Below are 21,227 nucleotides of genomic sequence, written 5' to 3' on the forward strand. Positions count from 1 at the left end.
AAGAAATGTTTCCGCCTTAACAATACAGCTTACTTTCGCCACGATCGCGCGTCGCTTCGGGCTGTTCTTTTTGGCCAAAATCGACCATGTTCCGCGCATGATGTCGTCACACAATACCGTCGTGGCCGCAGACGCAAACATGCCGGCCGCCGCGCGGATCCTCTGCGTCGAGGATGATCGCGAGATCGCGGCGCTGCTCACCGAGCTCCTGCAGGAACACGGCTTCGCGCCGCGCTTCGTGTCGTCGGCGGCCGCGATGAACGACCTCCTGCAGCGCGAGCAGGTCGACCTCATCATGCTCGACGTGATGCTGCCGGACGACGACGGCATGAGCATCTGCCGCCGCCTGCGCCAGATCTCGACCGTGCCGATCATCATGGTGACGGCGAAGGGCGAGGACATCGATCGCATCCTCGGCCTCGAGCTCGGCGCCGACGACTACGTCGTCAAGCCGTTCAATCCGCGCGAGCTGGTGGCGCGCATCCGCGCGCTGCTGCGCCGGTCGCAATTGCACCCCGCCGTGATCGCGGCGCGGCAGGCGCCGATGACCTTCGACGGCTGGCGCATCGAGCCGGCGACGCGCACGCTGTTCGATCCCGACCGCGTCAAGATCACCTTGACCAGCGCGGAGTTCGACATCCTGCTGGCGTTCTGCCGCAACGCCGGCCGCGTGCTGTCGCGCGAGCAGCTGATCGAGCTGGCGCATGGCGGGCAGGCCGGGCCGGTCGAGCGCAGCATCGACGTTCACATCAGCCGCATCCGCCAGAAGATCGAGCCCGGCGCCAGGAGCTGGACCCTGATCAAGACCGTGCGCCTCGGCGGCTACGTCTTCACGCCAAGAGTCGAGACCATCGATGACGCCTGATAGCAAGCCGTGCCCGCGCCTCGGCCTCACCACGCAGATCGTGACCCTGGCGTCGCTGTCGGTGCTGTTCGGCATGGTGCTGATGATCGCGGCCGCGCTTTTGTTTCTCGATCCGCCCGACGAGCAGGAATCGCCGGCCTACGGCATCGCGCGCGTCGCCGAGGCGGTGCACTTCGTCCGCGCCGCGAACGACCCCGTGGCTGTCGAGAGCAGCCTGTCGAGCCTGCGCAGCTCCGGCATCCAGGTCGAGCTGGTGCCGCTGAGCTCGCTGACGCTGCTCGCCAAGCCGGTCAGGGACGTGCCATGGACCTCGCGGCTGGCGCGCCGCCAGCTCAGCGTGCTGCGCGATGTCACCTTGCTCCACGGCGTCGGCTATGGCGCGGCGCCGCCGACCCAGATCATCGTCCAGGTCGACGGCGAGCGCGCGCTGGTGTTCGACGACGTGCCGCGGCTCGAATTCTGGTCGATGGTGCTGAAGCCGGCGGCGGTGTTCCTGTTCCTCATCCTGATCCTCGGCGTGCTGCTGTCGATCTACGCGGCGCGGGCGATCATCCGGCCGCTGTCGGAGATGGCGCGCGCGGCCGCCGCGTTCGGCCGCTCGCCGGGTGCGCAGGAGCCGCTGAGCCGGCGTGGCCCGCGGGAGATCGCCCAGGTCGCCGAGGCGCTGAACGAGATGCAGGCGCGCATCCGCGCGCTGCTCGACGACCGCACGCGGATGCTGGCGGCGATCAGCCACGACCTGCGGACGCCGCTGACGCGGCTTCGGCTGCGCTCGGAGCGCATCGCCCAGGGCGAGATGCGCGGCGCGATGCTGCGTGACATCGACCAGGTCAGTCGTATGCTCGACGAGACGCTGGACTATCTGCGCGACGACACCAAGGCCGAGCAGCCGGCGCGGATCGAGCTGTCGAGCCTGCTCGAGACGATCTGCTGCGACTTCGCCGATGTCGGCCACGCCGTCAGCTTCGATGGACCGTCGCGGCTGGTCTGCGAGGGCCGGGCCCGGGCGCTGTCGCGCGCCGTCACCAACGTGGTCGAGAACGCCGTCAAGCACGGCAGCGAGGTCGTGGTCAGCCTGTCGACCCTGGCCGACGGCATGATCGCGATCGAGGTCGCCGATGACGGTCCCGGCATTCCGCAGGCGCTGCAGGCGCGCGCGCTGGAGCCATTCGTCAAGCTCGACCAGGCGCGCTCCGCCGGCGGCTTCGGCCTCGGCCTGTCGATCGCGCAGGAGATCATGAAGAAACATGACGGCGGCATCGCGCTGATGCCGAACGCGCCGCGCGGCCTGCGGGTGCGGCTGTCGCTGCCGCTGCGCCTCGCGATGCCCGCGGCGATCCCCGCCAAGGTGGCGTAGCGGGCGCCACGCGCAGGAAACCCCGCCGGTGCTGATCCCGGCGGGGCCTTTGCGTTCGCCGATGTCGAGGGATGGCGGTCAGCTCACGCGCTTCCAGGTCTGGCCGCCGCAGAACAGGCCGCCGAAGGCGCAGCCCTGGACCCGCAGCGTGTTCGGATTCTTGAGCACGACGGTGGAGTCGTAGTTGCCGCCGCCGTCCGGATCGTGGATGCGGCCGACCCATTTGCTGTCCTTGCGCTTCATGTTGATCAGGATCTTCTCGCGCGTCTTCTCGGCAAAGCCGCAGATGTTGGCGCCGCACGGCTCGATCACGACGTTGCCCTTGCCGCCCTCGGTGGCCCACAGGCCGAGCGGCGAGTTCGGATCGACTGCCGGCACCGGAGCCGGCTGAACTGCGGCAGGCGCCTCGGCAACGGTGACCGGCGCGGGTGCTGGCGCTACCTGGGGAGCAGGCGCGGTCTCGGCGACCGGTGCCGGCGGCACCGGCATCTGCACCGTCGTGGATGGCGCGACGGCAGCGGGCGCTGCGGGGGCCGGTGCAGCCGCGGCCGGCGCGGCGGCGGCAGGCGCCGGCGCGTTGACGACCGGCGGAGCCGCCACGGGCGCCGCTGCGGCCGGAGCGCCGGTCGCAGGCGCGCCGCTCGCCGGCGCATCGTCATCGTCGAGCTTGGAGGATTTCAGCCCGCTGAGGTCGATGCCGGACACCTGCAGGCAGGACAGTGACTGGCAGTTGCGCGGCACGGTGACGCGGATCTTGTGCCCGTCGAAATTGAACGCGATCGAGCTGCCGGCCTGCGCGGCGCTGCTCGCGATCAGAACGGCTGCTGCGGCCAGATACACGGTCTTCATGAATGAGCTCCCTCGGACGGCGTCGTGAACCTGAGGGAACTCTTAGACGCGGGCGACCGCGCGATCTGTGACGAGGGTCACAGCCGGAGAGCCGAAGAGACGATGGGGCCGGGGCCGCACGCGGCCCGTCAATTGATCGATCGGATCGCGGCGATCAGATCATCCCGACGATGATCGCGCCGACAAATGCAAACACGACATACGTGACCACCATGCTCAGCCGATCGGCAAGGCTCATGGGACGGCTCCCGTTTTCGCATCTCTCGCGCACCTGGCGTGCGCTGGCTCTTGACGCCTGCGCTCCGCAGAGCGCGCGCCACACATACAAGATCGGCATCGGCAAAAAAGACAGCGCGGCTGTCGCTTCCCCGTAAAACGACTGCCTTTCACGTCGCGATGGTTTGCGTGCCGTAAAGGGACGGCATTGACAGGTCCTTAAGCAAATTGCCGCAAACCTCTGCATATGACGCGCGGAGTTCGTTTGTATCTCGTCGGCTCCATCGTCCTTGTCTCGCTTGCGGGTTGCGGCCGTGGATTTTTCCAGGAGCGCGAGCCGTGGCGGGCCGAGGCCGAGATCGCCTGCCTGAAATCGGGCGCGGTGAAGGAGAGCGCGGACATCGTCCGCATCGACCCGATCACCGGCCCCGGCATGTGCGGCGCCGACTATCCGCTGAAGGTGGCGGCGCTCGGCGAATCGACCGCGAGCTACGGCTTCGCCGACGAAAGCCTGCGTCCGCCGGCCGCGATCGGCGGCCAGCCGCGCTGGCCGATCAACCCGCCGCCGCAACGCTATGCCCCGCCTGCGACCTATCAGCCACAGGCCGCGCCGCAGCCGGCCTATCCGTCGTCGAACGCGGCCTATCCTGGTCCGGCATCGCCGTCCTACGGCGTCCCGCCCGGCGCGCCGCTGCAACTCGATCCACCGGCCGGCGAGGACGACGTCGACCAGCCGGCCGACGCGTCCTATCCCGCCGCGCCCTATCGCGGGCAGCCTGCCGGGCGCACCGCCTATCCGCAGCAGGAACCACCGCCGCGGCTCGGACCGTCGCGCGATCCGGTCGGCACCGTCGGCCCCGTCGCGGTGAAGCCGACCGCGACGCTCGCCTGTCCGATCGTCTCGGCGCTGGACCGCTGGATCGCTGAATCGGTGCAGCCGGCGGCGCAGCGCTGGTTCGGCACCAAGGTCGTCGAGATCAAGCAGATCTCGGCCTATTCCTGCCGCGGCATGAACGGCAATCCGAGTGCGCACATCTCGGAGCACGCCTTCGGCAACGCGCTCGACATCTCCGCCTTCATGCTCGCCGACGGTCGCCGCATCACCGTCAAGGACGGCTGGATCGGCCTGCCGGAGGAGCAGGGTTTTCTGCGCGACGTCCAGGGCGGCGCGTGCCAGCAGTTCACCACGGTGCTGGCGCCGGGCTCCAACGTCTATCACTACGATCACATCCATGTGGACCTGATGCGCCGCGCCAGCCGCCGCCTGATCTGTCAGCCGGCCGCGCAATCCGGCGAGGCGGTGGCGGCGCGCGCGCAGCAGCGGCGCTACGGCTACGGCCAGCGCGGGCCGGACGTCACCAGCTCGATCCCGCCGCGCAAGCAAGCCAAGTCGATTGGTCAGTTGATCAACGAGGAAGACGAATTCCGGGACGATTGAGTGGCAACTGTGAATAGCGCGTCGCATCTCCCGGCCCGACCATCCCCTCACTCTTTGTCATTCGCTTCGCGCTGTGCGCGGCTGTGGATTTCTTTCGCCGTCAGCCGCGCCTGAAGGCGCTCTGTCCCGCCCCGAAACGGAAACGCCGACGTCGCGCGCTGCGCATTAGGAGTCCGTTGACCAGTTTTGCCGTCCGCCATTGGCCGACACTAGACCTGCCACAGTCGCCAGGAACAAGGCGCGCGGGGTTCTGGTTGCTGCCGGATTGGGAGAGGCGGAGATGGCATCGTATCGCATCAAGGCGATTGGGGCGGGCTTCGAGGTCGGCACCGCCGAGCAGGCCGTGCTGGTCTGCCGCTCGCTGAAGACGGCACGCCGCGCCGTCGCCGATGCGCAGCGCCTGGAGCGGATGCCGCCGAAGCCGATCCCCTGGCGTGTGCCGCCGGAGAGTGAGACCTCCGCCGGCGGCGCGGACGATGCCGCGCACAGCGAGGATGCCGACACCGAGGTCCTCGTCGTGTCGGATGGCCCGCCTCTGTGCTGCTGACCAGATCATGATGCGATTCCACGGAATCGCATCATGATCTCATCTCCTTGTTTGAGCATCATCTCCGCGCAAACGCCTTCGGCGTTTGTCGCGAGGGAAAACCGGTTTCCACTTTCCGGATCATGCTCTAACCGGCGCGGAAGCGGCAGAACTGGAACTGCTGCGTCGCGCCCCACGGCGTGCGATGTGCCTCGGTGCAACTGTCCTCGAGCGTGAAGGCAGGACCCAGCGTTGCGGCCAGGCCGTGGGCGTCGTAGCGGACGACCAGCAGTCCGCTGCACTTCTCCGGACCATCGGGCGCGAACGTGCCGATGATGACGGCCCCGCCGGGCACCACCGCCGCGCGCAGGCGATCGACATAGGCGGCGCGGTCTTCAGGTGCGGTGAGAAAATGGAAGGCGGCCCGATCGTGCCAGACGTCGTAGCGCGCGTCCGGCGTCCAGGTGGTGACGTCGGACGCGATCCACGTCACCCCGGCCGCCGCGGCGCCGAGCCGGCCGCGCGCCGTCGCCAGGGCGGCGTCGGAGATGTCGAGCACGGTGAGCGCGCCGTAGCCGGCCGCGAGCAGCGCATCGACCAGCCGCGAGGCGCCGCCGCCGATATCGATGATCCGCGATGTCGGCGTCGCGCCGGCCTCGCGGATCATCCGCAGCGACGTCGCCGGGTCGTCCTGGTACCAGCTGACCTCGGTCTCGGCCTTGGTGGTGTAGACGGTCTGCCAATGGCTGGCGCGGTCGGGCATGGTATGGCCGTTTGGTGCAGAGGAGGCTCATCCTATCACGAGTTCGCAATATCGTCGCAGGCTGCGAATGCTGCACGAAGAAATCCGAGCGGTCTGAGATGTAACGCAGGCTCTTGCGGCGAGGACGGTGGGCTCCCTCTCCCCGTTCTTTACGGGGAGAGGGTTGGGGTGAGGGGCAGACGCACGGGAAGCGCAGGTGGATAGACCTGTACCCCCTTCACCCGGATTGCGTCTGACGATGCAATCCGACCTCTCCTCGCTTGCGGCAGGGCGATCGCATATGGTTTTCCCGGGCGGACCTTTCATGGCCTCATGGTTCGAGACGCGTCGCAAGAGCGACGCTCCTCACCATGAGGATCAACAGCTTTGCGGCGGAGAAAGGCCCTCATCCTGAGGAGCCCGCCGAAGGCGGGCGTCTCGAAGGATGGTCGCGGAAAGACTGCGCGCCCGGCCTCTTTCACCATGTGCGATCGCCCTGCCCGCAAGGGGAGGGGAGTCGACCGCTGTTGCCGCGATAGCGGTCGGCCTCAAAACGTCCCCGCCACCGTCACCCGGAACGTCAGCGGCTCGATCGGGTGCAGGACGCGGTCCTTGACGCCGGTCTGGCAGACCTGGGCCGGCACCCCTGTCGGCGCGTTGCCGTAGCACGCCTGGTACAGCTGGTCGGTCGGCAGCAGCGAGCCGTAGCCGTAGGAGATCTGGTTGGCCCTGGTGTTGAGCAGGTTCAGCACGTCGAGCTGGATGCGCCAGCCATTGGCGTCGCGGAAGCCGATGCGGCCGTTGAACACGCTGGTCGCGGTCGAGCGGAAATAGTTGTCCTCGGTCAGCGGCGTCGCGCCGAGATAGCGCCAGCGCAAGGACCCGAACCAGCCGGTCTTCTCGCCGAGCGTGATGCCGGCGGAGGCGATCATCGACGGCGCATTGGGGATGTAGTTGCCCGGCGCATTGCCGAGCTGGGCCTGCGGGTAGCCGGCGAGCGAGGCGTAGACCGCCGCCTGGTCGGCATTGTCACCGACGAAGCGGGCGTGGGTCATCGCCAGATCGGCGTCGATGTCGATCCAAGATGCCGGGCGATAGTGGTTGGTGAGCTCGAAGCCGTAGCGCCGGCTCGGCCGGCTCGCCTCGGTGTCGCCGGCGTCGCCGGAGAACAGGATCTCGGAATCCTGGTTGAGCATGAACACGCTCAGCGACGAATCGAGTCCCGGAATGATGCGCGTACGCACGCCGACCTCGGCGCCCTTGGTGCGTACCAGCAGCGGCGAGGAGGCGAGCTTGTTGGTCGGATCGGCGGGATCCTCGGTCGTGGTCGCGCCACGGGCGTCGTTGCTGTGCATGCCGTAGCCGGCGCCAAGGAAGAACTCGGTCTTGTCGAACGGCCCGATCACCATGCGGAACTTCGGGCTGCCGAGGCTGGCTGCGGCATCGCCGGTGTTGTTGCCATTGGTCAGCGAATACACGTGGGTCTGATAATAGTCGCCGCGATAGCCGACCGTGGTGCGCAGCCAGTCGGTCCAGCGCACCGTGTTTTCGACATACAGCCCGACGCTGCCTTCGCCGACCTTGTCGGCGCGAACGACGCCGGTGCTCAAGGGATCGATGTCGGAGAGCAGCACCCGCTGGCGGGTGTTGGCCAGCGCCAGCGCGATGTCATCGTAGCGCGTCTGGACGCCGAACGTCGTCTCCATGGGCCGGCCGGCAAAGCTGCCGTTCAAGGTGCGCGATGCGTTGGCGCCGAGCATCAGCCGGTCGTCATGCTGGTGAAACTGGTCGCCGTAGGTCGGGTTGCTGAGCGCGTAGGTGAAGTTGTTGTAGAGATCGAGCTGGCTCTTCACCGCATAGGCGTTGGCCTTCCAGGAGCCGGCCTCGTCGGTGCCGGCGATGCGGCCCGACAGCGCGAAGCGGTTGGTCTTGCCGCCGTCGGTCGGGTCTTCGGAATCGTAGCGCCCGAGTGTTCCCGAGGTGATGGCGCGCTCCGGCACCTGGTCGGTCGAGGTCCAGCGGTTCGCATAGGCCATGCCGGTGATCGAGAAGCCGTCAGTCGCCGTGCCCTGCGAGTAGCGCACTAGGCTGTTCAGCTTCTTGGCGTCGTCGGGCGTGGTCCAGGGACCGTCATAGCGGCCGGCCTCGCCGGCGATCAGCAGATGGCCGTCGCCGACATGCACCGAGTCCATGCCGAAGAAGCGGCGATAGCCGAAGCTGCCGGCCGTCATCTGTGCGATCGCCTTCGGCACGCTGTCCACCAGGCCGATATGGACGCTGCCGACCGAGGCGAAATCGCCTTCGTCGGCGAAGTACGGGCCCTTTCGGACGTCGACCCGGCCGATCGTCTCCGGCATCAGCCAGTTGAGATCGGCATAGCCCTGGCCATGCGCATGGGTGCGCATGTTCACCGGCACGTCATCGACGAACAACGCGAGATCGGTGCCGTGATCGAGATTATAGCCGCGCAGAAAATACTGGTTGGCTTTGCCTTCGCCGGAGTGCTGCGTGACGATCAGGCCGGGCACGGCTTCGAGCACCTCGCCGGGCCGCGTGGCTGGGCGGGCGTTGATCTCCTCGCCTGATATGACGACCTCGCTCGCCATGCCCTGCGGGTGCGGCGCACCGGAGCCGGCACTGGGCGTGCCGGATGGGGGCGTCGCTGCCGCGGCTGTCGCGGCCGGCGTCGCTCCGATGCGCGGGCGTAGTGCATCCGAAACCGGCCGCTGTGCCGTGCGTCGCGCCTGCGGCTTGGGCTTGGCGGTCCGTTTGGGCGCATCCACATCGACTGTCGGCAGCTCTGCGGGGGGCCGTTCCGGATGTGCCTGTGCCTGATGCGCCAAGGCCGCCATCAGCACGCCAACACTCGCCCCACACCACCGCATCGTCACGCCCCTCGAACTCGCCACAGGGCATGCATCATCAACTGCCGCGCGCCTTCGTTGGCCCGCGACATGCTCGCTTGGATCGCCCCACTGTCGAATGTTAAAGAACGCTAAGGTGACACCGGTATGATGTCAACGTGAACACATCATACTCATGCGGTGGATAGGCGCTTGCCGCGCAGCTCAGGGAGACGGGACATGCAGCGCCTGACGATCACGATCGACGACGACCTGCTCGCCGAGGTCGACGCCTTCATGGCCCGGCGCGGCTACGACAACCGCTCGGAAGCGTTTCGCGATCTGCTGCGCAGCGGCCTCGAAACCGCCGATACCGGCGCCAGTGACGGCCGTTCCTGCATCGCGACCCTCAGCTACGTCTACGACCATGCCGCGCGCGAGCTGCCGAAGCGGCTGACCCAGGAGGCGCATGACCATTCCGGCCTCGCCCAGGCGACCCTGCATGTCCACATCGACCAGGAGAGCTGCCTCGAGGTCACCGTGCTCAAGGGCGAGCGCCGCGAGGTCAAGGCCTTCGCCGACCACGTCATCGCCGAACGCGGCGTCCGCCACGGCCACGTCGCGATGATGCCGATCGAGGCGGCGCATGATCATGGGCATGCGCATTCGCATAGCCACGCCCATAGTCACAGCCACTCGCATTCCCACACGACCAAGAGCGGGAAGAAGTAGAGCAGAAAGAGATTTGGCACACTGCCGGCCAAATCCTCCAATGTCATGCCCGCCCCGATGCCGCTGATCATACGTGATGCGTCGCGCGGTGCCCCCCATTCCGCTTTCTCGTGCGCGGAGCGATGGTGGGCACGCGACCGACCTGCAGGCTCCTACTTTGCCCACCCTACAACTGATGTTTCCGATACCCATCAGATGGCCCGCATGGCTGCGCGTGACATCGTCGAGGCTGCGTCGAGCAACTGCTCTGAGCGCTGCCAGAGCCGGCGGCCAGCGCCCGGTCATGCGCCTGCGGATGCCGTTGGCGAAACACCTAGCGCCTGGTCCGACCGGGACAATGGCAGATAGCGTCAATCCTAGATTCACCATTGGCCACGTGCGGATGCGGCGCGGACGATTTTGCCGGGCCGAGAGATCATAAAGGCGCTACGGTTGTGACCATGAGCAGCGGTATCCCGACGGGCAAAACTTACCTTGGATTCTGTCTACTATGGACCGGTGTGATCTGCGTCGGTGGGCCGCTCTGCTTTGCGACTCTAGCGGCTGGTCACGTGATTTCTGGCGTCACTGCAATTCTGCTCGCTGGTTATGCGTTTTTCCGACACAGCAGATCGATTGGCCGACGCGCCAAGCGAGCAATTCGTCGACCCGCGTCGGAGCTGAGGCGTATTTTGGACCAGCAGCGAGGCGTTGTTGGCGGCGACAGTTCTCGTTAAGCAGCGGCTTAGTCAACAGTCTCAGCTATTGACCCGAAGGGGACGTGCTGGCCCGCGCAGGCGATTGCAGCCATCTGTCCAAGAAGAACAACGGCACCATTCCGAGACAGTGAATTGCTATCCCGGCCAAAAGAGGAATGGTGCCGTAGGTTAAACCCAGCACGAAAGTAATAGGGGCGAAGATTACGGTGAGAAGGGAAACAATGATAAGAAGCGTAAAGTAGATGCAAACGGGCGCTCCAATGAAATAATGTATGAGCATACCGACGTCGATGGCCTTTCGCTTTCTCATCACGCTCATTGCTTGGTGAAACGCGATGAGGGCGGCGATGAACGGAGTAAATCCAGGAAGCGCATTCATCAGGTCGCGCTCAATGCGCACGACGGACGTAAAAAGCTCCGGATAGAGAGGCCGAATCATAAGAACAGTCAGCCATGCTACGGTGGTGGTCCAGATCGTTAGATAAGTAACGATGACCGCCTGCGCTCTGACTTTCACGCTGGGAGCTCCACTCATATGCTCATCACCATAGCATACGCTAGTCTCCCGTATTGCCCGCTTGCTCAGAACAGGTTTGCAGACCATTAACGAGTTCGTCTACCTGCACCTTCCGCTTCTGGCCCTTCTCGGACTTTAGGCTCCGGCCGGCTGTCCAGTTCAGGCAGGTGCATCGGTTTTGGAGGGGGGGGCAGCGCCGTTGCATTGTCACCCGCGGCTGCAGCGGAGCAAGGCGCCGTTTGTCCACCCTGCGCGCCTTGCATCGTCCACGTCATTGCAAGGCGCCCTTGCGCCGACGTGTCCGCCGAAGCCGATCGGGCGTAGGCGGAAGCAATCCAGACTGTTGGTGCGGCCCCTGGATCGCGTCGCTTCGCTCGCGATGACGCCGCACTGCTGCTGCTGTCATGCGCCTTAAAGACCATGTGCGCGCAAAAACTAAATTTGTCAGTCCCATCAACCTGATTTGCCCTGTCCAGTCCCCGCGCGAAAAATATTCTGCTTCCATTTTTCCGAATTTCATGGTTCTCTCTCCGCATCCCGCCTCGATCGAAGAGGGACGTTTCGCGGTCGTCACGAGCGTTGGAGGCGGGGAGCGGTGGCCTGTCGGCGCGCAGCGCGCTGGAATCGCGAGCGGACGAACGCGACCGGCAGGACGGTGAAGTCGTATGGTCCTGGCGCCCCGATGCTGGTGCTAAGTCGTTCGGTGATGAGCCGGACGGCGACGGTGGCTACAAGCCCGGACACCGGGGAGAGTACGTATAAATCGTAAGCCCACCGCGCAGGGAGGGCCGGGTGATCTCGGCTGAACCTGTGGTACCTGCCGCCTGCATTTTTTTCCGCAGGCGGGCCACGGGCGCGGCCAGCGCCCGGCCTTCCCTGCACCCTCCGATCGATTCGAGGGTGATCCGATTGCAGAGCTCGGGCGTCACCAGCCGCGAGAAGGAGAGCGCATGTCTCATGCTGACATATCTCGGGCTGACATGTCTGGCGCCGATATCTGTTGTGCCGACATCGGCGCGCGCATCGCTGCGGTCAGCGGCGTCTCAACTCTTGATGCTGTAGGTCGCGAGGAACATGCGGACGGCGCTCACCACCACCTTGTGCGTCTCGTCGGGCGAGGGGGCGGGGGCTCCCTGAAAGATGAAAGGCAGGAACAGCGTGGCCTGGCACATCAGCTGGAATTGCGATGCGGCGAGATGACAATCGTCGATGGTGAGCTCCCCGGCATCGACGCGGGCCTGCAGATAGGCGGCGAGCCGGCCGATCGTGCCCTCGATGACGCAATCATAGTAGCGCCGTCCCACCTCAGGCATGCGTTCGGCGATCGCCATCACGGTGCGGATCGCCGATCCGCCGCCGGGGCGGCAGACGACCGCGATCCAGGCGGTGCCGAACTCGTACAGCACGGTCGCGGCATCGCGGGCGGGATCGAAGCTGAAGTTCGAGGCACCTCGATGCACGCTCTCTTCTTCGACGATCGCCTCGAACAGGCGGAACTTGTCGGCGAAGTAGACGTAGAGGGTGCCTTTGGAGACGCCGGCGACGCGCGCGATCTCGCCCATGCTGGCGCCGTCGAAACCCAGGTCCATGAACACCTTGCGGGCGCCCTGGAGGATCTGCCGGCGCTTCGAGGAATCGTCGTCCGACGTCGCCTGGGTGATGGTGTGGTCCGCCTCAATCATTGGTTTAGGCTGTTCCCGAAGATTTGGCCGGCGCCAACGTCACAAAAGCATCTGCGCGGATATGTTGCGGTAGCGAAGATATAGATTGACCGAACGGTTCGGTCAATGATAGATATGGATTGACCGAACGGTTCGGTCGGAATTTTCGGGGCCTCGACGGCCCCGCTGTCATGGGTGGGAGTCTCTGATGGCCGCTGCGAGAGACCAGGCTGTACGGGCGCGCCGTCCGGACGCTGATGAAGCGCCGGAACAGACGAGGTCTGAGCCGGTCCGGCCGCAGGCCAGCGACACGGCGCAGCGCAAGCCTGCTGATGCCAAGCCTGCCGACCTGAAGGCCGACGTCAGCACCGAGGCTCCATCCGAACGGCCCGCGCCGGCCGGCGCTCCCGCGGGCGCGAAGCCGCAGGCCGTGGCCGCCGCGGCTCCGAAATCCGGCAAGCGCAAGCGGGTGCTGGCCAGCATCGGCGTGCTGCTCGCGCTCGCCGCCGCCGGCTATGCCACGCACTATTATCTGGTCGGCCGCTTCATGGTCTCGACCGACGATTCCTACGTCCGCGCCAACAACACCATGCTGGGCGCGCGCGTCTCCGGGCACATCCAGGAGATCGTGCCGCGCGACAATTCGGTGGTCCGCAAGGGCGACGTGATCTTCCGCATCGACGACGGCGACTACAAGATCGCGGTCGACGCCGCCCGCAGCAAGATCGCCACGCAGGAGGCGACGATCGCGCGCATCGGCCGCCAGGTCGCCGCGCAGCAGAGCGCCGCCGAGCAGGCGCAGGCCAATCTCACCTCATCCGAAGCCGCGATGAAGCGCGCCGGGCTCGACTATGAGCGCCAGCAGGCGCTGAGCAGCAAGGGCTTTGCCTCGCACGCGACCTTCGAGCAGTCGGAAGCCGCGCGCGACCAGGGCATGGCCGCGGTCCGCGCCGCCCGCGCCGCGTACGACGCCGCGCGCGACAATGTCGAGGTGACGAAGGCGCAGCAGGTCGAGGCCCAGGCGCAGCTCGCCGAGCTCAAGACATCGCTCGCCAAGGCGGAGCGTGATCTCGAATTCGCCACCGTGCGCGCGCCGGTCGACGGCACCTTCTCCAACCGCCTCGTCAACACCGGCGACTTCATCGCGGTCGGCCAGCGGCTCGGCAACGTCGTGCCGCTCGACGACGTCTTCATCGATGCGAATTTCAAGGAAACCCAGCTCAGGCGCATCCGTCCGGGCCAGCCGGTCACGATCAAGGTCGACGCCTATGGTGCGCGCGGCTTCAAGGGCGTGGTCGACAGCATCTCGCCGGCCGCGGGCTCGGTGTTCACCCTGCTGCCGCCGGACAACGCCACCGGCAACTTCACCAAGATCGTGCAGCGCCTGCCCGTGCGCATCCGCGTGCCGAAGGAGGTGGCGCGGCAGAACCTGCTGCGCGCCGGCATGTCGGTCTACGTCACCGTCGACACCACCGACGCCAAGGATGCCGACACCGACGCCGACCTCGACGCATCGGCGACGGTGCAGGGGAAGTAGTTGGACAGGGAAAGTATTTTGAACTGATGCGAGGGCACGAGCTGTCGCGTCATCGGAAGTCAGCTCCCTCCCTCCTTGTGGGGGAGGGCTGGGGAGGGGGGTACTCCGGGCGAGACCGCCGTTGTGGGCCCCCTCCCCCAGCCCCTCCCCACAAGGGGGAGGGGAGCGCACCGGGAATGCGGCGCGGTCCTCGATCCAAGCGGACTAACTGACCATGGCCACCGCCACCACAGCCAACCCCACCATGAGCGCGCCGGCGGCGCCGTCCGACCGCATCGCGCCGCGGCGTCTGATCGCGTTCCTGATCATGGTGTTCGGCATGTTCATGTCGATCCTGGACATCCAGATCGTGTCGGCGTCGCTGACCGAGATCCAGGCGGGTTTGTCGGCAAGCTCCAGCGAAGTGTCATGGGTGCAGACCGCCTATCTGATCGCCGAGGTGATCGCGATCCCGCTGTCCGGCTTCCTGTCGCGCGCGCTCGGCACGCGGCTGTTGTTCGCGATCTCGGCGGCCGGCTTCACCATCTCCAGCTTCCTGTGCGGCTTCGCCTCCTCGATCGAGCAGATGATCCTGTGGCGCGCTCTGCAGGGCTTCCTCGGCGCCGGCATGATCCCGACCGTGTTCGCCTCGGCCTACACGGTGTTTCCGCGCACCAAATTCCACATCGTCGGTCCGATCATCGGCCTCGTCGCCACGCTGGCGCCGACGGTGGGCCCGACCGTCGGCGGCTACATCACCGATGCGATGTCCTGGCACTGGCTGTTCTTCGTCAACATCCCGCCGGGCATCCTGATTACGATCGGCGTGCTGGCGCTCGTCGATTTCGACGAGCCGCATTTCGAGCTGCTCGATCGCTTCGACTGGTGGGGCCTGTTGTTCATGGCCGGCTTCCTCGGCTCGCTCGAATACGTGCTGGAGGAGGGGCCGCAATATGAATGGCTGCAGGACACCTCGGTCGCGATCTTCGCTGCGGTCTGTGCCGTCTCGGCGGTGTGCTTCTTCTGGCGGGTGCTGACGGCCGACGAGCCGATCGTCGACCTCTTCGCGTTCGGCAACCGCAACTTCGCGGTCGGCTGCCTGCTGCAGTTCTGCATCGGCATCGGCCTTTATGGCCTGACCTACATCTATCCGCGCTATCTCGCCGAGGTCCGCGGCTACAGTGCGCTGATGATCGGCGAGACGATGTTCGTCTCCGGCGTCACCATGTTCCTGATGGCGCCGGTGGTCGGTCGGCTGATGCTGAAGGTCGACATGCGCCTGATGATCGCGTTCGGCCTCGTGATCTTCGCGATCGGCTCCTACCAGATGACCGGCATCACCCGCGACTACGATTTCTGGGAGCTGTTCCTGCCGCAGGTTCTGCGCGGCGTCGGCATGATGTTCGCGATGGTGCCGACCAACAACATCGCGCTCGGCACGCTCGCGCCCGACCGGGTCAAGAACGCCTCCGGCCTGTTCAACCTGATGCGCAATCTCGGCGGCGCCGTCGGCCTTGCCGTGATCAACCAGGTGCTGAACGATCGCACCGACCTGCACATCTCCCGCCTGCACGAGCGCGTCAACTGGGGCAACGCCACTGCGGTGGAGACGCTCAACATGCTGCAGCAGAAGCTGCAGGGCATGGGTGACTCGGCGCTGATGGCGATGAAGCAGCTGTCGCAGATCGTGCACCGGCAGGCGGTGGTGATGGGCTATGGCGATGCGTTTTTCATGTTGACCTGCTTCTACATCGCGCTCAGCTTCATGGTGATGCTGCTCAACAAGCCGAGCTCACCGATGGCCGGCGGCGGCGACGCACATTGACGTGAGCGGCCCCGCGCGCGCCGCGGGTTGCCAAATCATACCCTCGATGGTATGGAACAAAAATTGTCGCTCGAACCGGGGAGATTTGCATGACTGAATCGCATCTGCAGATCGCGTGCACCCGCTCGATGCCTGTTCTGGTGTTCGGCCGCTCGCTTTGAGCACCACCGCCTAACTTCCCAACGCCTGATTACTCATCCGCAGACCGCGCGCCGCGTCACGTCTGCATTATTTGGAGCCGGCTGGCGCTGCGCGCGCGGCCGGATGATGCCATGACCGTCGACGTCTCCGGCCTGAAGGCCGACAAGCGTCCCGCCGCCATCCGCGTCGTGATGCCGTTCGTGTTCCGCCACTGGCGGAAGCAGCCGCGCATGACCCTCGGCATTGCATGCGCGCTGCTGGGCGCCACCGCCGCCGACCTGTTCATGCCGGTGTTCTCCGGCAAGCTCGTCGATGCGCTGACGCTCGGCCCGGCAAACGGCGATGCGCGACATGCCGCGCTGGTGGCATTCGCCGGCATCGTCGCGCTGGGCTTCGCCTCGATCGTGCTGCGATTGTCGGGCCTGCAACTGATCGTGCCGTTTACCCTGCGCATCATGTCCGACGTGGCGCGCGACGCCTTCGTGCGCGTGCAGCGGTTCTCGACCGACTGGCACGCCAACAGTTTCGCCGGCTCCACGGTGCGCAAGATCACCCGGGGAATGTGGGCGCTCGACCTCTACAACGACACCATCCTGCTGGCCCTGCTGCCGTCGCTGTCGGTGCTGCTGGGCTCGATGGTGCTGCTCGGCCTGCATTGGGGCGCGCTGGGTGGGGTCATCGCCGTCGGCGCGGTACTGTATGTCGCGATGACGGTGGCGTTCTCAACCCGCTACATCGCGCCGGCCGCACGGATCTCCAATGCCTGGGACACCAAGGTCGGCGGCACCCTGGCGGACGCGCTGAGCTGCAATGCGGTGGTGAAGTCGTTCGGCGCCGAGGCGCGCGAGGACTTCAGGCTGATGCGCGTCGTCAAGCGCTGGTCCCGGCGCGTCAACCGCACCTGGCTGCGCTACAACACCACGGCTGCGGTGCAGCTCGGCGTGCTCTTGTGCCTGCGCTCCTCGGTGATCGGCGGCGCCGTGCTGCTGTGGATGGCGGGCAGGGCCTCGCCGGGTGACGTCACCTATGTGCTGACCAGCTACTACGTGATCCATGCCTATCTGCGCGACGTCGGCATGCACATCAACAACTTGCAGCGTGCGGTCAACGACATGGACGAACTGGTGGCGATCCATGGCGAGCCGATCGGCATCGTCGATGCCGCCGATGCCAGGCCGATCGCCGTGACGGGCGGCCACATCGTGTTCGATGCGGTGACGTTCCATTATGGCGGCCATCGTGCGCCGCTGTACGATCGGCTGTCGGTGGACATCCGGCCGGGCGAACGGATCGGCCTCGTCGGGCGCTCCGGCTCCGGCAAGACGACCTTCGTCAAGCTGGTACAGCGGCTGTACGACGTGAGCGGCGGCCGGATCCTGATCGACGGGCAGGACATCGCCCATGCCAAGCAGGACTCGCTGCGCAGCCAGATCGCGATCGTGCAGCAGGAGCCGATCCTGTTCCACCGCTCGCTGGCCGAGAACATCGCCTATGGCCGGCCGGGCGCCAGCCAGGCGGAGATCGAGCAGGCGGCGCGGCTTGCGAACGCGCATGAGTTCATCACGCGGCTGCCGAAGGGCTACGGTACGCTCGTCGGCGAGCGCGGCGTCAAGCTGTCGGGGGGCGAGCGGCAGCGGGTGGCGCTGGCGCGCGCGTTCCTGGCGGATGCGCGCGTGCTGATCCTGGACGAGGCGACCTCGAGCCTGGATTCGGAATCGGAGGCGCTGATCCAGGAGGCGATGGAGCGGCTGATGAAGGGCAGGACCGCGATCGTGATCGCGCATCGGCTGGCAACCGTGCGCAGCCTCGACCGCATCCTGGTGTTCGATCGTGGCCGCATCGTCGAGCAGGGCAGCCACGCCGCGCTGGTCGGCAAGCCTGGCGGACTCTATCGCAGCCTGTTCGAGCGGCAGGCCATCGAGTTCGGCCAGCTCTCGGCGGCGGGATAACACAAATGGTGAGGGGCCCGGCGCTGTCGGCGCCGAGCCCCTCATGAACATATCAGCCGGCCTGTAAGCCGGGTTCTGTAGGGCACCGCCACACTTGCGCATGACGATACGCGACGGCCATTCCTCTGGGATCGCGCTTGCGCGTGACCTCGGGCAACCTACCCGGACGGCGAGCCTGACATCGCTCCCGCGGACGTCATCGCCTGACACAAAGTGCCTGGGCGATTGTCTCCGCGTGGCCGTCCCTATTCGGTTTTGCTCCCGGTGGGGTTTACCATGCCGGTTCCGTTGCCGGCCCCGCGGTGCGCTCTTACCGCACCTTTTCACCCTTACTTGCCTCCCTCGCGGGAGGAAGCGGTTCGTTCTCTGTGGCACTGTCCCTGGGGTCGCCCCCGCCGGACGTTATCCGGCACCGCATGTCGATGGAGCCCGGACTTTCCTCCCCGGCGGCCTTTCGGCGCTTGCCGGAGCGGCCGTCCGGCCGACTGATGCGGCCTGAATGGGGCTTTCCGAGCAGCACGTCAAGCCATCGCCATGCCGGCGAAAAATATTATCCTTCGCGTGTCGTTCCATGTCGGCGCCGTTCGACTGGATGTCGGCGATCCAGCCGAACATGAGGAGCAAGTCCGATGCAGTATCTGTTGATGATCTATCTGAACGAGGTCGAATACGCGAAGATGGAGAAGGCGGCCGAAGGGAAGATGCTGGCGGAATATCAGGCCTTCACCCAGTCCATCATCTCGAGCGGCAACTACAAGGGCGGCGATCGGCTGCAGCCGACCATGACGTCGACCACCGTGCGGGTGCGGGACGGCAAGATCCTCACAACCGATGGTCCGTTCGCCGAGACCCGCGAGCAGCTCGGCGGCTACTACATGATCGAGGCCAAGAATCTCGACGAGGCGATCGGGATTGCCGCGCGGATTCCCGGCGCCCGGCTCGGCTCGATCGAGGTGCGGCCGGTCTGGCAATACAATCATTGAGACCGGTGCGGCTCGCTGCCGAGAAGGTCACCGATGACGCCCGATGCGATCGACAAGGTGTTCCGCGATGAGGCCGGCCGCACACTCGCGACCTTGATCCGGCTCGTCGGTGACTTCGATCTGGCCGAGGACGTGCTGCAGGATGCGTTCGCTGCGGCGCTGCTCAAATGGCGGGGGTCCGACGCTCCCGCCAACCCGCGGGCGTGGCTGGTCAATGTCGCCCGCAACAAGGCCATCGATCGCATCCGGCGGCGGAGCAATTTTCGCGACAAGGAGGCGGAGATCGTTCATGCGATCGAGCGTGATGCCGCCAGCGACGACGCCGACGCGCCGGCCGATCTCGACGACGACATGCTGCGGCTGATCTTCACCTGCTGCCATCCGTCGTTCGCGCCGGAGGTCCAGGTCGCGCTGACGCTGCGCACGGTCTGCGGCCTCACCACCGCCGAGGTCGCCCGCGCTTTTGTCACCGGCGAGGAGGCGATGGCGCAGCGCCTGGTCCGCGCCAAGCAGAAGATCCGTCTCGCCGGCATTCCCTACGAGGTGCCGGGACGCGAGGCGCTCGAGGAGCGGCTGCGCGGCGTCCTGACCGTGATCTATCTGGTGTTCACCGAGGGCTATCTCGCGACCTCCGGCACGGAGCTGATTCGCGAGGATCTCGCGCGCGAGGCGATCCGGCTGGGTCGGCTGCTGCTTGGCTTGATGCCGGAGGCGCGCGACATCAAGGGCCTGCTCGCGTTGATGCTGCTGCACGATGCGCGGCGCGCCGGCCGAACCGATGCGGCGGGCGACATCGTCCTGCTGGAGGAGCAGGACCGCTCGCTGTGGAATCGCGAGCAGATCGCCGAAGGGCTGGGGCTGGTCGAACAGGCGCTGGGCATGAAGGGGCTGCCGCAGTCCTACACGGTCCAGGCGGCGATCGCCGCGCTTCATGCCCAGGCGTCCAGTTACGCTGAAACGGACTGGCGGCAGATCGTGGGCCTCTACGAGGTTCTGCTGCGGATCGCACCATCGCCGGTGATCGAGCTCAATCATGCAGCCGCTGTCTCGATGGTCGACGGCCCGGCGCGGGCGCTGGCGCTGGTCGATGCGCTGGCCGCCCGTGGCGGATTGAAGCAGTACGATCTGCTGCCGGCAGTGCGGGCGGACCTCCTGCGGCGGCTCGGCCGGCGCGACGAGGCAAGCGCGGCCTATCGCGAGGCGAGCGCAGCGACGCAGCTCGCGCCGCTCAGGCGTCTCTATGCACGCCGGCTCGGGGAGCTCGACGCGGAGGCCTGACGCGTCAGGCGCGCGGCGCCTGATCCTCGGCCGGAAGGCTCGTCAGCAGCGCATGCAGCGTCCACAAGGTCGAGCGGTCGGCGATGCCGTCGATCTTTTCGGGGCGGAAGTGTCGCTGGAACGCCGTGACCACATCCATGGTGATGCCGTCGAATTTGCCGGTGATCGGCACGCCATAGCCGTATTTGGCGAGCGCCTTCTGCAGGCCCTTGACGTCGTCGCCGATGCTGCCGAGCTTCAGCGTCTCGCCCTTGGTGATCGCCGCCGGCTGCACCCAATGGCCGACGCCGGAATTCGCCAGCGAATGCCACGGAAATTTCTCGCCCGGATCCTTCTTGCGCGCGGGCGCGACGTCGGAATGCCCGAGCACGCGATGCGCCGGGACGTTGCGGCGGAGCATGATGCCCCGGCACAGCGCGATCACCGCCGCGATCTGCCGCGGTGGGAAATCCGGATAGCCCCAATCGTGGCCGCGATTGACGATCTCGACGCCGATCGAGCAGGAATTGATGTCCTCCTCGCCGCCCCATGACGAGAGACCCGCGTGCCATGCGCGCAAGGCCTCCGGCACGCACTGGACGATGCGTCCGTCCTCGAGCACGACGTAATGCGCGGAGACCTCGCTGCCGGCGGTACACAGCTTGGTGATCGCCCCTTCGACATCCGGCATGCCGGTGTAGTGCAGAATGATCATGTCCGGCTGGCGCCCGCCCTTGCGCTCGCCGAAATTGGCCGACGGGATGACGTCGGAGGCGACCGACGAGTCCGGCGTAAAGACCGGCAGGTCGGCAACGCCTTTGGGGATCGGCAGCGCACGAGAACGCTTCGATTCCGGCTTGTCGGAGGGATTGGGCATGAACGACTCGAAGCGGACGGCGGCGGCGATGGCTCAAACCGGATATGGGCAGGCACTACTCTTTTACATGTCCCAGCCGCAATCGAAATCGCATGCGAGCCCTCGATATTGAGCCGACCGTTGTATCGCGACGGCACGTCCGCCGACCGGCGCGCCGGCTCTGCTTCGCACTCCAAGTGCCTAACATCCGCCACAGACCGTCAACGGTTTGTTAACGCTAAACGCCGTTACTGAG

16 protein-coding genes and 1 other RNA gene are annotated in these 21,227 nt (G+C 66.3%); 10 read left to right on the forward strand and 7 right to left on the reverse strand.

What is annotated here, in order from left to right; all coding sequences use genetic code 11:
* Positions 1–97: 97 nt before the first annotated feature.
* Both ACQR1F_RS01620 and ACQR1F_RS01625 read left to right on the forward strand, forming a co-directional pair.
* The gene (locus tag ACQR1F_RS01620) at positions 98–865 is read left to right on the forward strand and encodes a response regulator (protein WP_315802094.1); all 768 of its coding nucleotides are present in this window, start codon (positions 98–100) and stop codon (positions 863–865) included.
* The gene (locus ACQR1F_RS01625) at positions 855–2,222 is read left to right on the forward strand and encodes an ATP-binding protein (protein ID WP_434880334.1); all 1,368 of its coding nucleotides are present in this window, start codon (positions 855–857) and stop codon (positions 2,220–2,222) included. Before ACQR1F_RS01620 ends, ACQR1F_RS01625 begins: the two co-directional genes overlap by 11 nt.
* Positions 2,223–2,300: 78 nt before the next feature.
* Here the strand turns inward: ACQR1F_RS01625 and ACQR1F_RS01630 are convergent, their stop codons facing one another.
* On the reverse strand, positions 2,301–3,071 hold the full coding sequence (locus ACQR1F_RS01630) for a DUF2147 domain-containing protein (protein WP_434880333.1): 771 nt from the start codon (positions 3,069–3,071) through the stop codon (positions 2,301–2,303).
* Positions 3,072–3,534: 463 nt separating this feature from the next.
* On the opposite strand from ACQR1F_RS01630, the gene ACQR1F_RS01635 reads away from it, so the two are divergent.
* Positions 3,535–4,725 carry an extensin-like domain-containing protein gene (locus ACQR1F_RS01635; RefSeq protein ID WP_315802097.1) on the forward strand — a complete coding sequence of 397 codons (1,191 nt, stop codon included), beginning with the start codon at positions 3,535–3,537 and terminating at the stop codon, positions 4,723–4,725.
* Between the two features lie 280 nt (positions 4,726–5,005).
* Positions 5,006–5,272: a hypothetical protein gene (locus ACQR1F_RS01640; protein WP_316217740.1), complete on the forward strand. Its 267-nt coding sequence runs from the start codon at positions 5,006–5,008 to the stop codon at positions 5,270–5,272.
* A 127-nt stretch (positions 5,273–5,399) separates the two neighbouring features.
* On the opposite strand, the gene ACQR1F_RS01645 is transcribed toward ACQR1F_RS01640, so the two are convergent.
* Positions 5,400–6,014, reverse strand: coding sequence for a class I SAM-dependent methyltransferase (locus tag ACQR1F_RS01645; RefSeq protein WP_434912075.1), 615 nt, complete (start codon positions 6,012–6,014; stop codon positions 5,400–5,402).
* A 527-nt stretch (positions 6,015–6,541) separates the two neighbouring features.
* Entirely contained in the window at positions 6,542–8,845 is a 2,304-nt protein-coding gene (locus tag ACQR1F_RS01650) for a TonB-dependent receptor (protein ID WP_434912089.1), read from the reverse strand.
* 231 nt (positions 8,846–9,076) lie between these two features.
* Here ACQR1F_RS01650 and nikR point away from each other — a divergent pair, with 231 nt between their 5' ends.
* Entirely contained in the window at positions 9,077–9,568 is a 492-nt protein-coding gene (gene nikR, locus ACQR1F_RS01655; protein ID WP_434880330.1) for a nickel-responsive transcriptional regulator NikR, read from the forward strand.
* A 741-nt stretch (positions 9,569–10,309) separates the two neighbouring features.
* On the opposite strand, the gene ACQR1F_RS01660 is transcribed toward nikR, so the two are convergent.
* Positions 10,310–10,783, reverse strand: a complete 474-nt coding sequence (locus ACQR1F_RS01660) for a hypothetical protein (RefSeq protein ID WP_434912435.1) — start codon at positions 10,781–10,783, stop codon at positions 10,310–10,312.
* Positions 10,784–11,826: 1,043 nt separating this feature from the next.
* Entirely contained in the window at positions 11,827–12,465 is a 639-nt protein-coding gene (locus ACQR1F_RS01665; protein ID WP_434873178.1) for a TetR/AcrR family transcriptional regulator, read from the reverse strand.
* Positions 12,466–12,652: 187 nt separating this feature from the next.
* Here ACQR1F_RS01665 and ACQR1F_RS01670 point away from each other — a divergent pair, with 187 nt between their 5' ends.
* The 3 genes from ACQR1F_RS01670 to ACQR1F_RS01680 all read left to right on the forward strand — a co-directional run bounded on the left by ACQR1F_RS01670 (position 12,653) and on the right by ACQR1F_RS01680 (position 17,875).
* Complete coding sequence (locus ACQR1F_RS01670) at positions 12,653–13,981, forward strand: HlyD family efflux transporter periplasmic adaptor subunit (RefSeq protein WP_434873177.1); 1,329 nt, start codon at positions 12,653–12,655, stop codon at positions 13,979–13,981.
* Positions 13,982–14,195: 214 nt separating this feature from the next.
* Entirely contained in the window at positions 14,196–15,785 is a 1,590-nt protein-coding gene (locus tag ACQR1F_RS01675) for a DHA2 family efflux MFS transporter permease subunit (protein WP_316181703.1), read from the forward strand.
* 272 nt (positions 15,786–16,057) lie between these two features.
* Positions 16,058–17,875 carry an ABC transporter ATP-binding protein gene (locus ACQR1F_RS01680; protein ID WP_434886302.1) on the forward strand — a complete coding sequence of 606 codons (1,818 nt, stop codon included), beginning with the start codon at positions 16,058–16,060 and terminating at the stop codon, positions 17,873–17,875.
* Positions 17,876–17,923: 48 nt separating this feature from the next.
* Here ACQR1F_RS01680 and rnpB read toward each other — a convergent pair.
* Positions 17,924–18,364: RNase P RNA component class A (gene rnpB / locus ACQR1F_RS01685), an RNA gene on the reverse strand.
* Between the two features lie 140 nt (positions 18,365–18,504).
* Here rnpB and ACQR1F_RS01690 point away from each other — a divergent pair.
* Positions 18,505–18,858 carry a YciI family protein gene (locus ACQR1F_RS01690; protein WP_434907326.1) on the forward strand — a complete coding sequence of 118 codons (354 nt, stop codon included), beginning with the start codon at positions 18,505–18,507 and terminating at the stop codon, positions 18,856–18,858.
* A 33-nt stretch (positions 18,859–18,891) separates the two neighbouring features.
* Positions 18,892–20,136, forward strand: a complete 1,245-nt coding sequence (locus ACQR1F_RS01695; protein ID WP_434912436.1) for an RNA polymerase sigma factor — start codon at positions 18,892–18,894, stop codon at positions 20,134–20,136.
* A 4-nt stretch (positions 20,137–20,140) separates the two neighbouring features.
* On the opposite strand, the gene ACQR1F_RS01700 is transcribed toward ACQR1F_RS01695, so the two are convergent.
* Positions 20,141–20,992 carry an N-acetylmuramoyl-L-alanine amidase gene (locus tag ACQR1F_RS01700; RefSeq protein ID WP_315802108.1) on the reverse strand — a complete coding sequence of 284 codons (852 nt, stop codon included), beginning with the start codon at positions 20,990–20,992 and terminating at the stop codon, positions 20,141–20,143.
* Positions 20,993–21,227 lie beyond the last annotated feature (235 nt).

The sequence above is a fragment of the Bradyrhizobium sp. HKCCYLS3013 genome (assembly GCF_051167615.1).
Classification (GTDB): Bacteria; Pseudomonadota; Alphaproteobacteria; order Rhizobiales; family Xanthobacteraceae; genus Bradyrhizobium.

Coding starts and splice junctions, on each gene's coding strand:
- ACQR1F_RS01620 (WP_315802094.1), top strand. CDS start 98: ATGATGTCGTCACACAATACCGTCGTGGCCGCAGACGCAAACATGCCG.
- ACQR1F_RS01625 (WP_434880334.1), top strand. CDS start 855: ATGACGCCTGATAGCAAGCCGTGCCCGCGCCTCGGCCTCACCACGCAG.
- ACQR1F_RS01630 (WP_434880333.1), bottom strand. CDS start 3,071: ATGAAGACCGTGTATCTGGCCGCAGCAGCCGTTCTGATCGCGAGCAGC.
- ACQR1F_RS01635 (WP_315802097.1), top strand. CDS start 3,535: ATGACGCGCGGAGTTCGTTTGTATCTCGTCGGCTCCATCGTCCTTGTC.
- ACQR1F_RS01640 (WP_316217740.1), top strand. CDS start 5,006: ATGGCATCGTATCGCATCAAGGCGATTGGGGCGGGCTTCGAGGTCGGC.
- ACQR1F_RS01645 (WP_434912075.1), bottom strand. CDS start 6,014: ATGCCCGACCGCGCCAGCCATTGGCAGACCGTCTACACCACCAAGGCC.
- ACQR1F_RS01650 (WP_434912089.1), bottom strand. CDS start 8,845: ATGGCGGCCTTGGCGCATCAGGCACAGGCACATCCGGAACGGCCCCCC.
- nikR (WP_434880330.1), top strand. CDS start 9,077: ATGCAGCGCCTGACGATCACGATCGACGACGACCTGCTCGCCGAGGTC.
- ACQR1F_RS01665 (WP_434873178.1), bottom strand. CDS start 12,465: ATGATTGAGGCGGACCACACCATCACCCAGGCGACGTCGGACGACGAT.
- ACQR1F_RS01670 (WP_434873177.1), top strand. CDS start 12,653: ATGGCCGCTGCGAGAGACCAGGCTGTACGGGCGCGCCGTCCGGACGCT.
- ACQR1F_RS01675 (WP_316181703.1), top strand. CDS start 14,196: ATGGCCACCGCCACCACAGCCAACCCCACCATGAGCGCGCCGGCGGCG.
- ACQR1F_RS01680 (WP_434886302.1), top strand. CDS start 16,058: ATGACCGTCGACGTCTCCGGCCTGAAGGCCGACAAGCGTCCCGCCGCC.
- ACQR1F_RS01690 (WP_434907326.1), top strand. CDS start 18,505: ATGCAGTATCTGTTGATGATCTATCTGAACGAGGTCGAATACGCGAAG.
- ACQR1F_RS01695 (WP_434912436.1), top strand. CDS start 18,892: ATGACGCCCGATGCGATCGACAAGGTGTTCCGCGATGAGGCCGGCCGC.
- ACQR1F_RS01700 (WP_315802108.1), bottom strand. CDS start 20,992: ATGCCCAATCCCTCCGACAAGCCGGAATCGAAGCGTTCTCGTGCGCTG.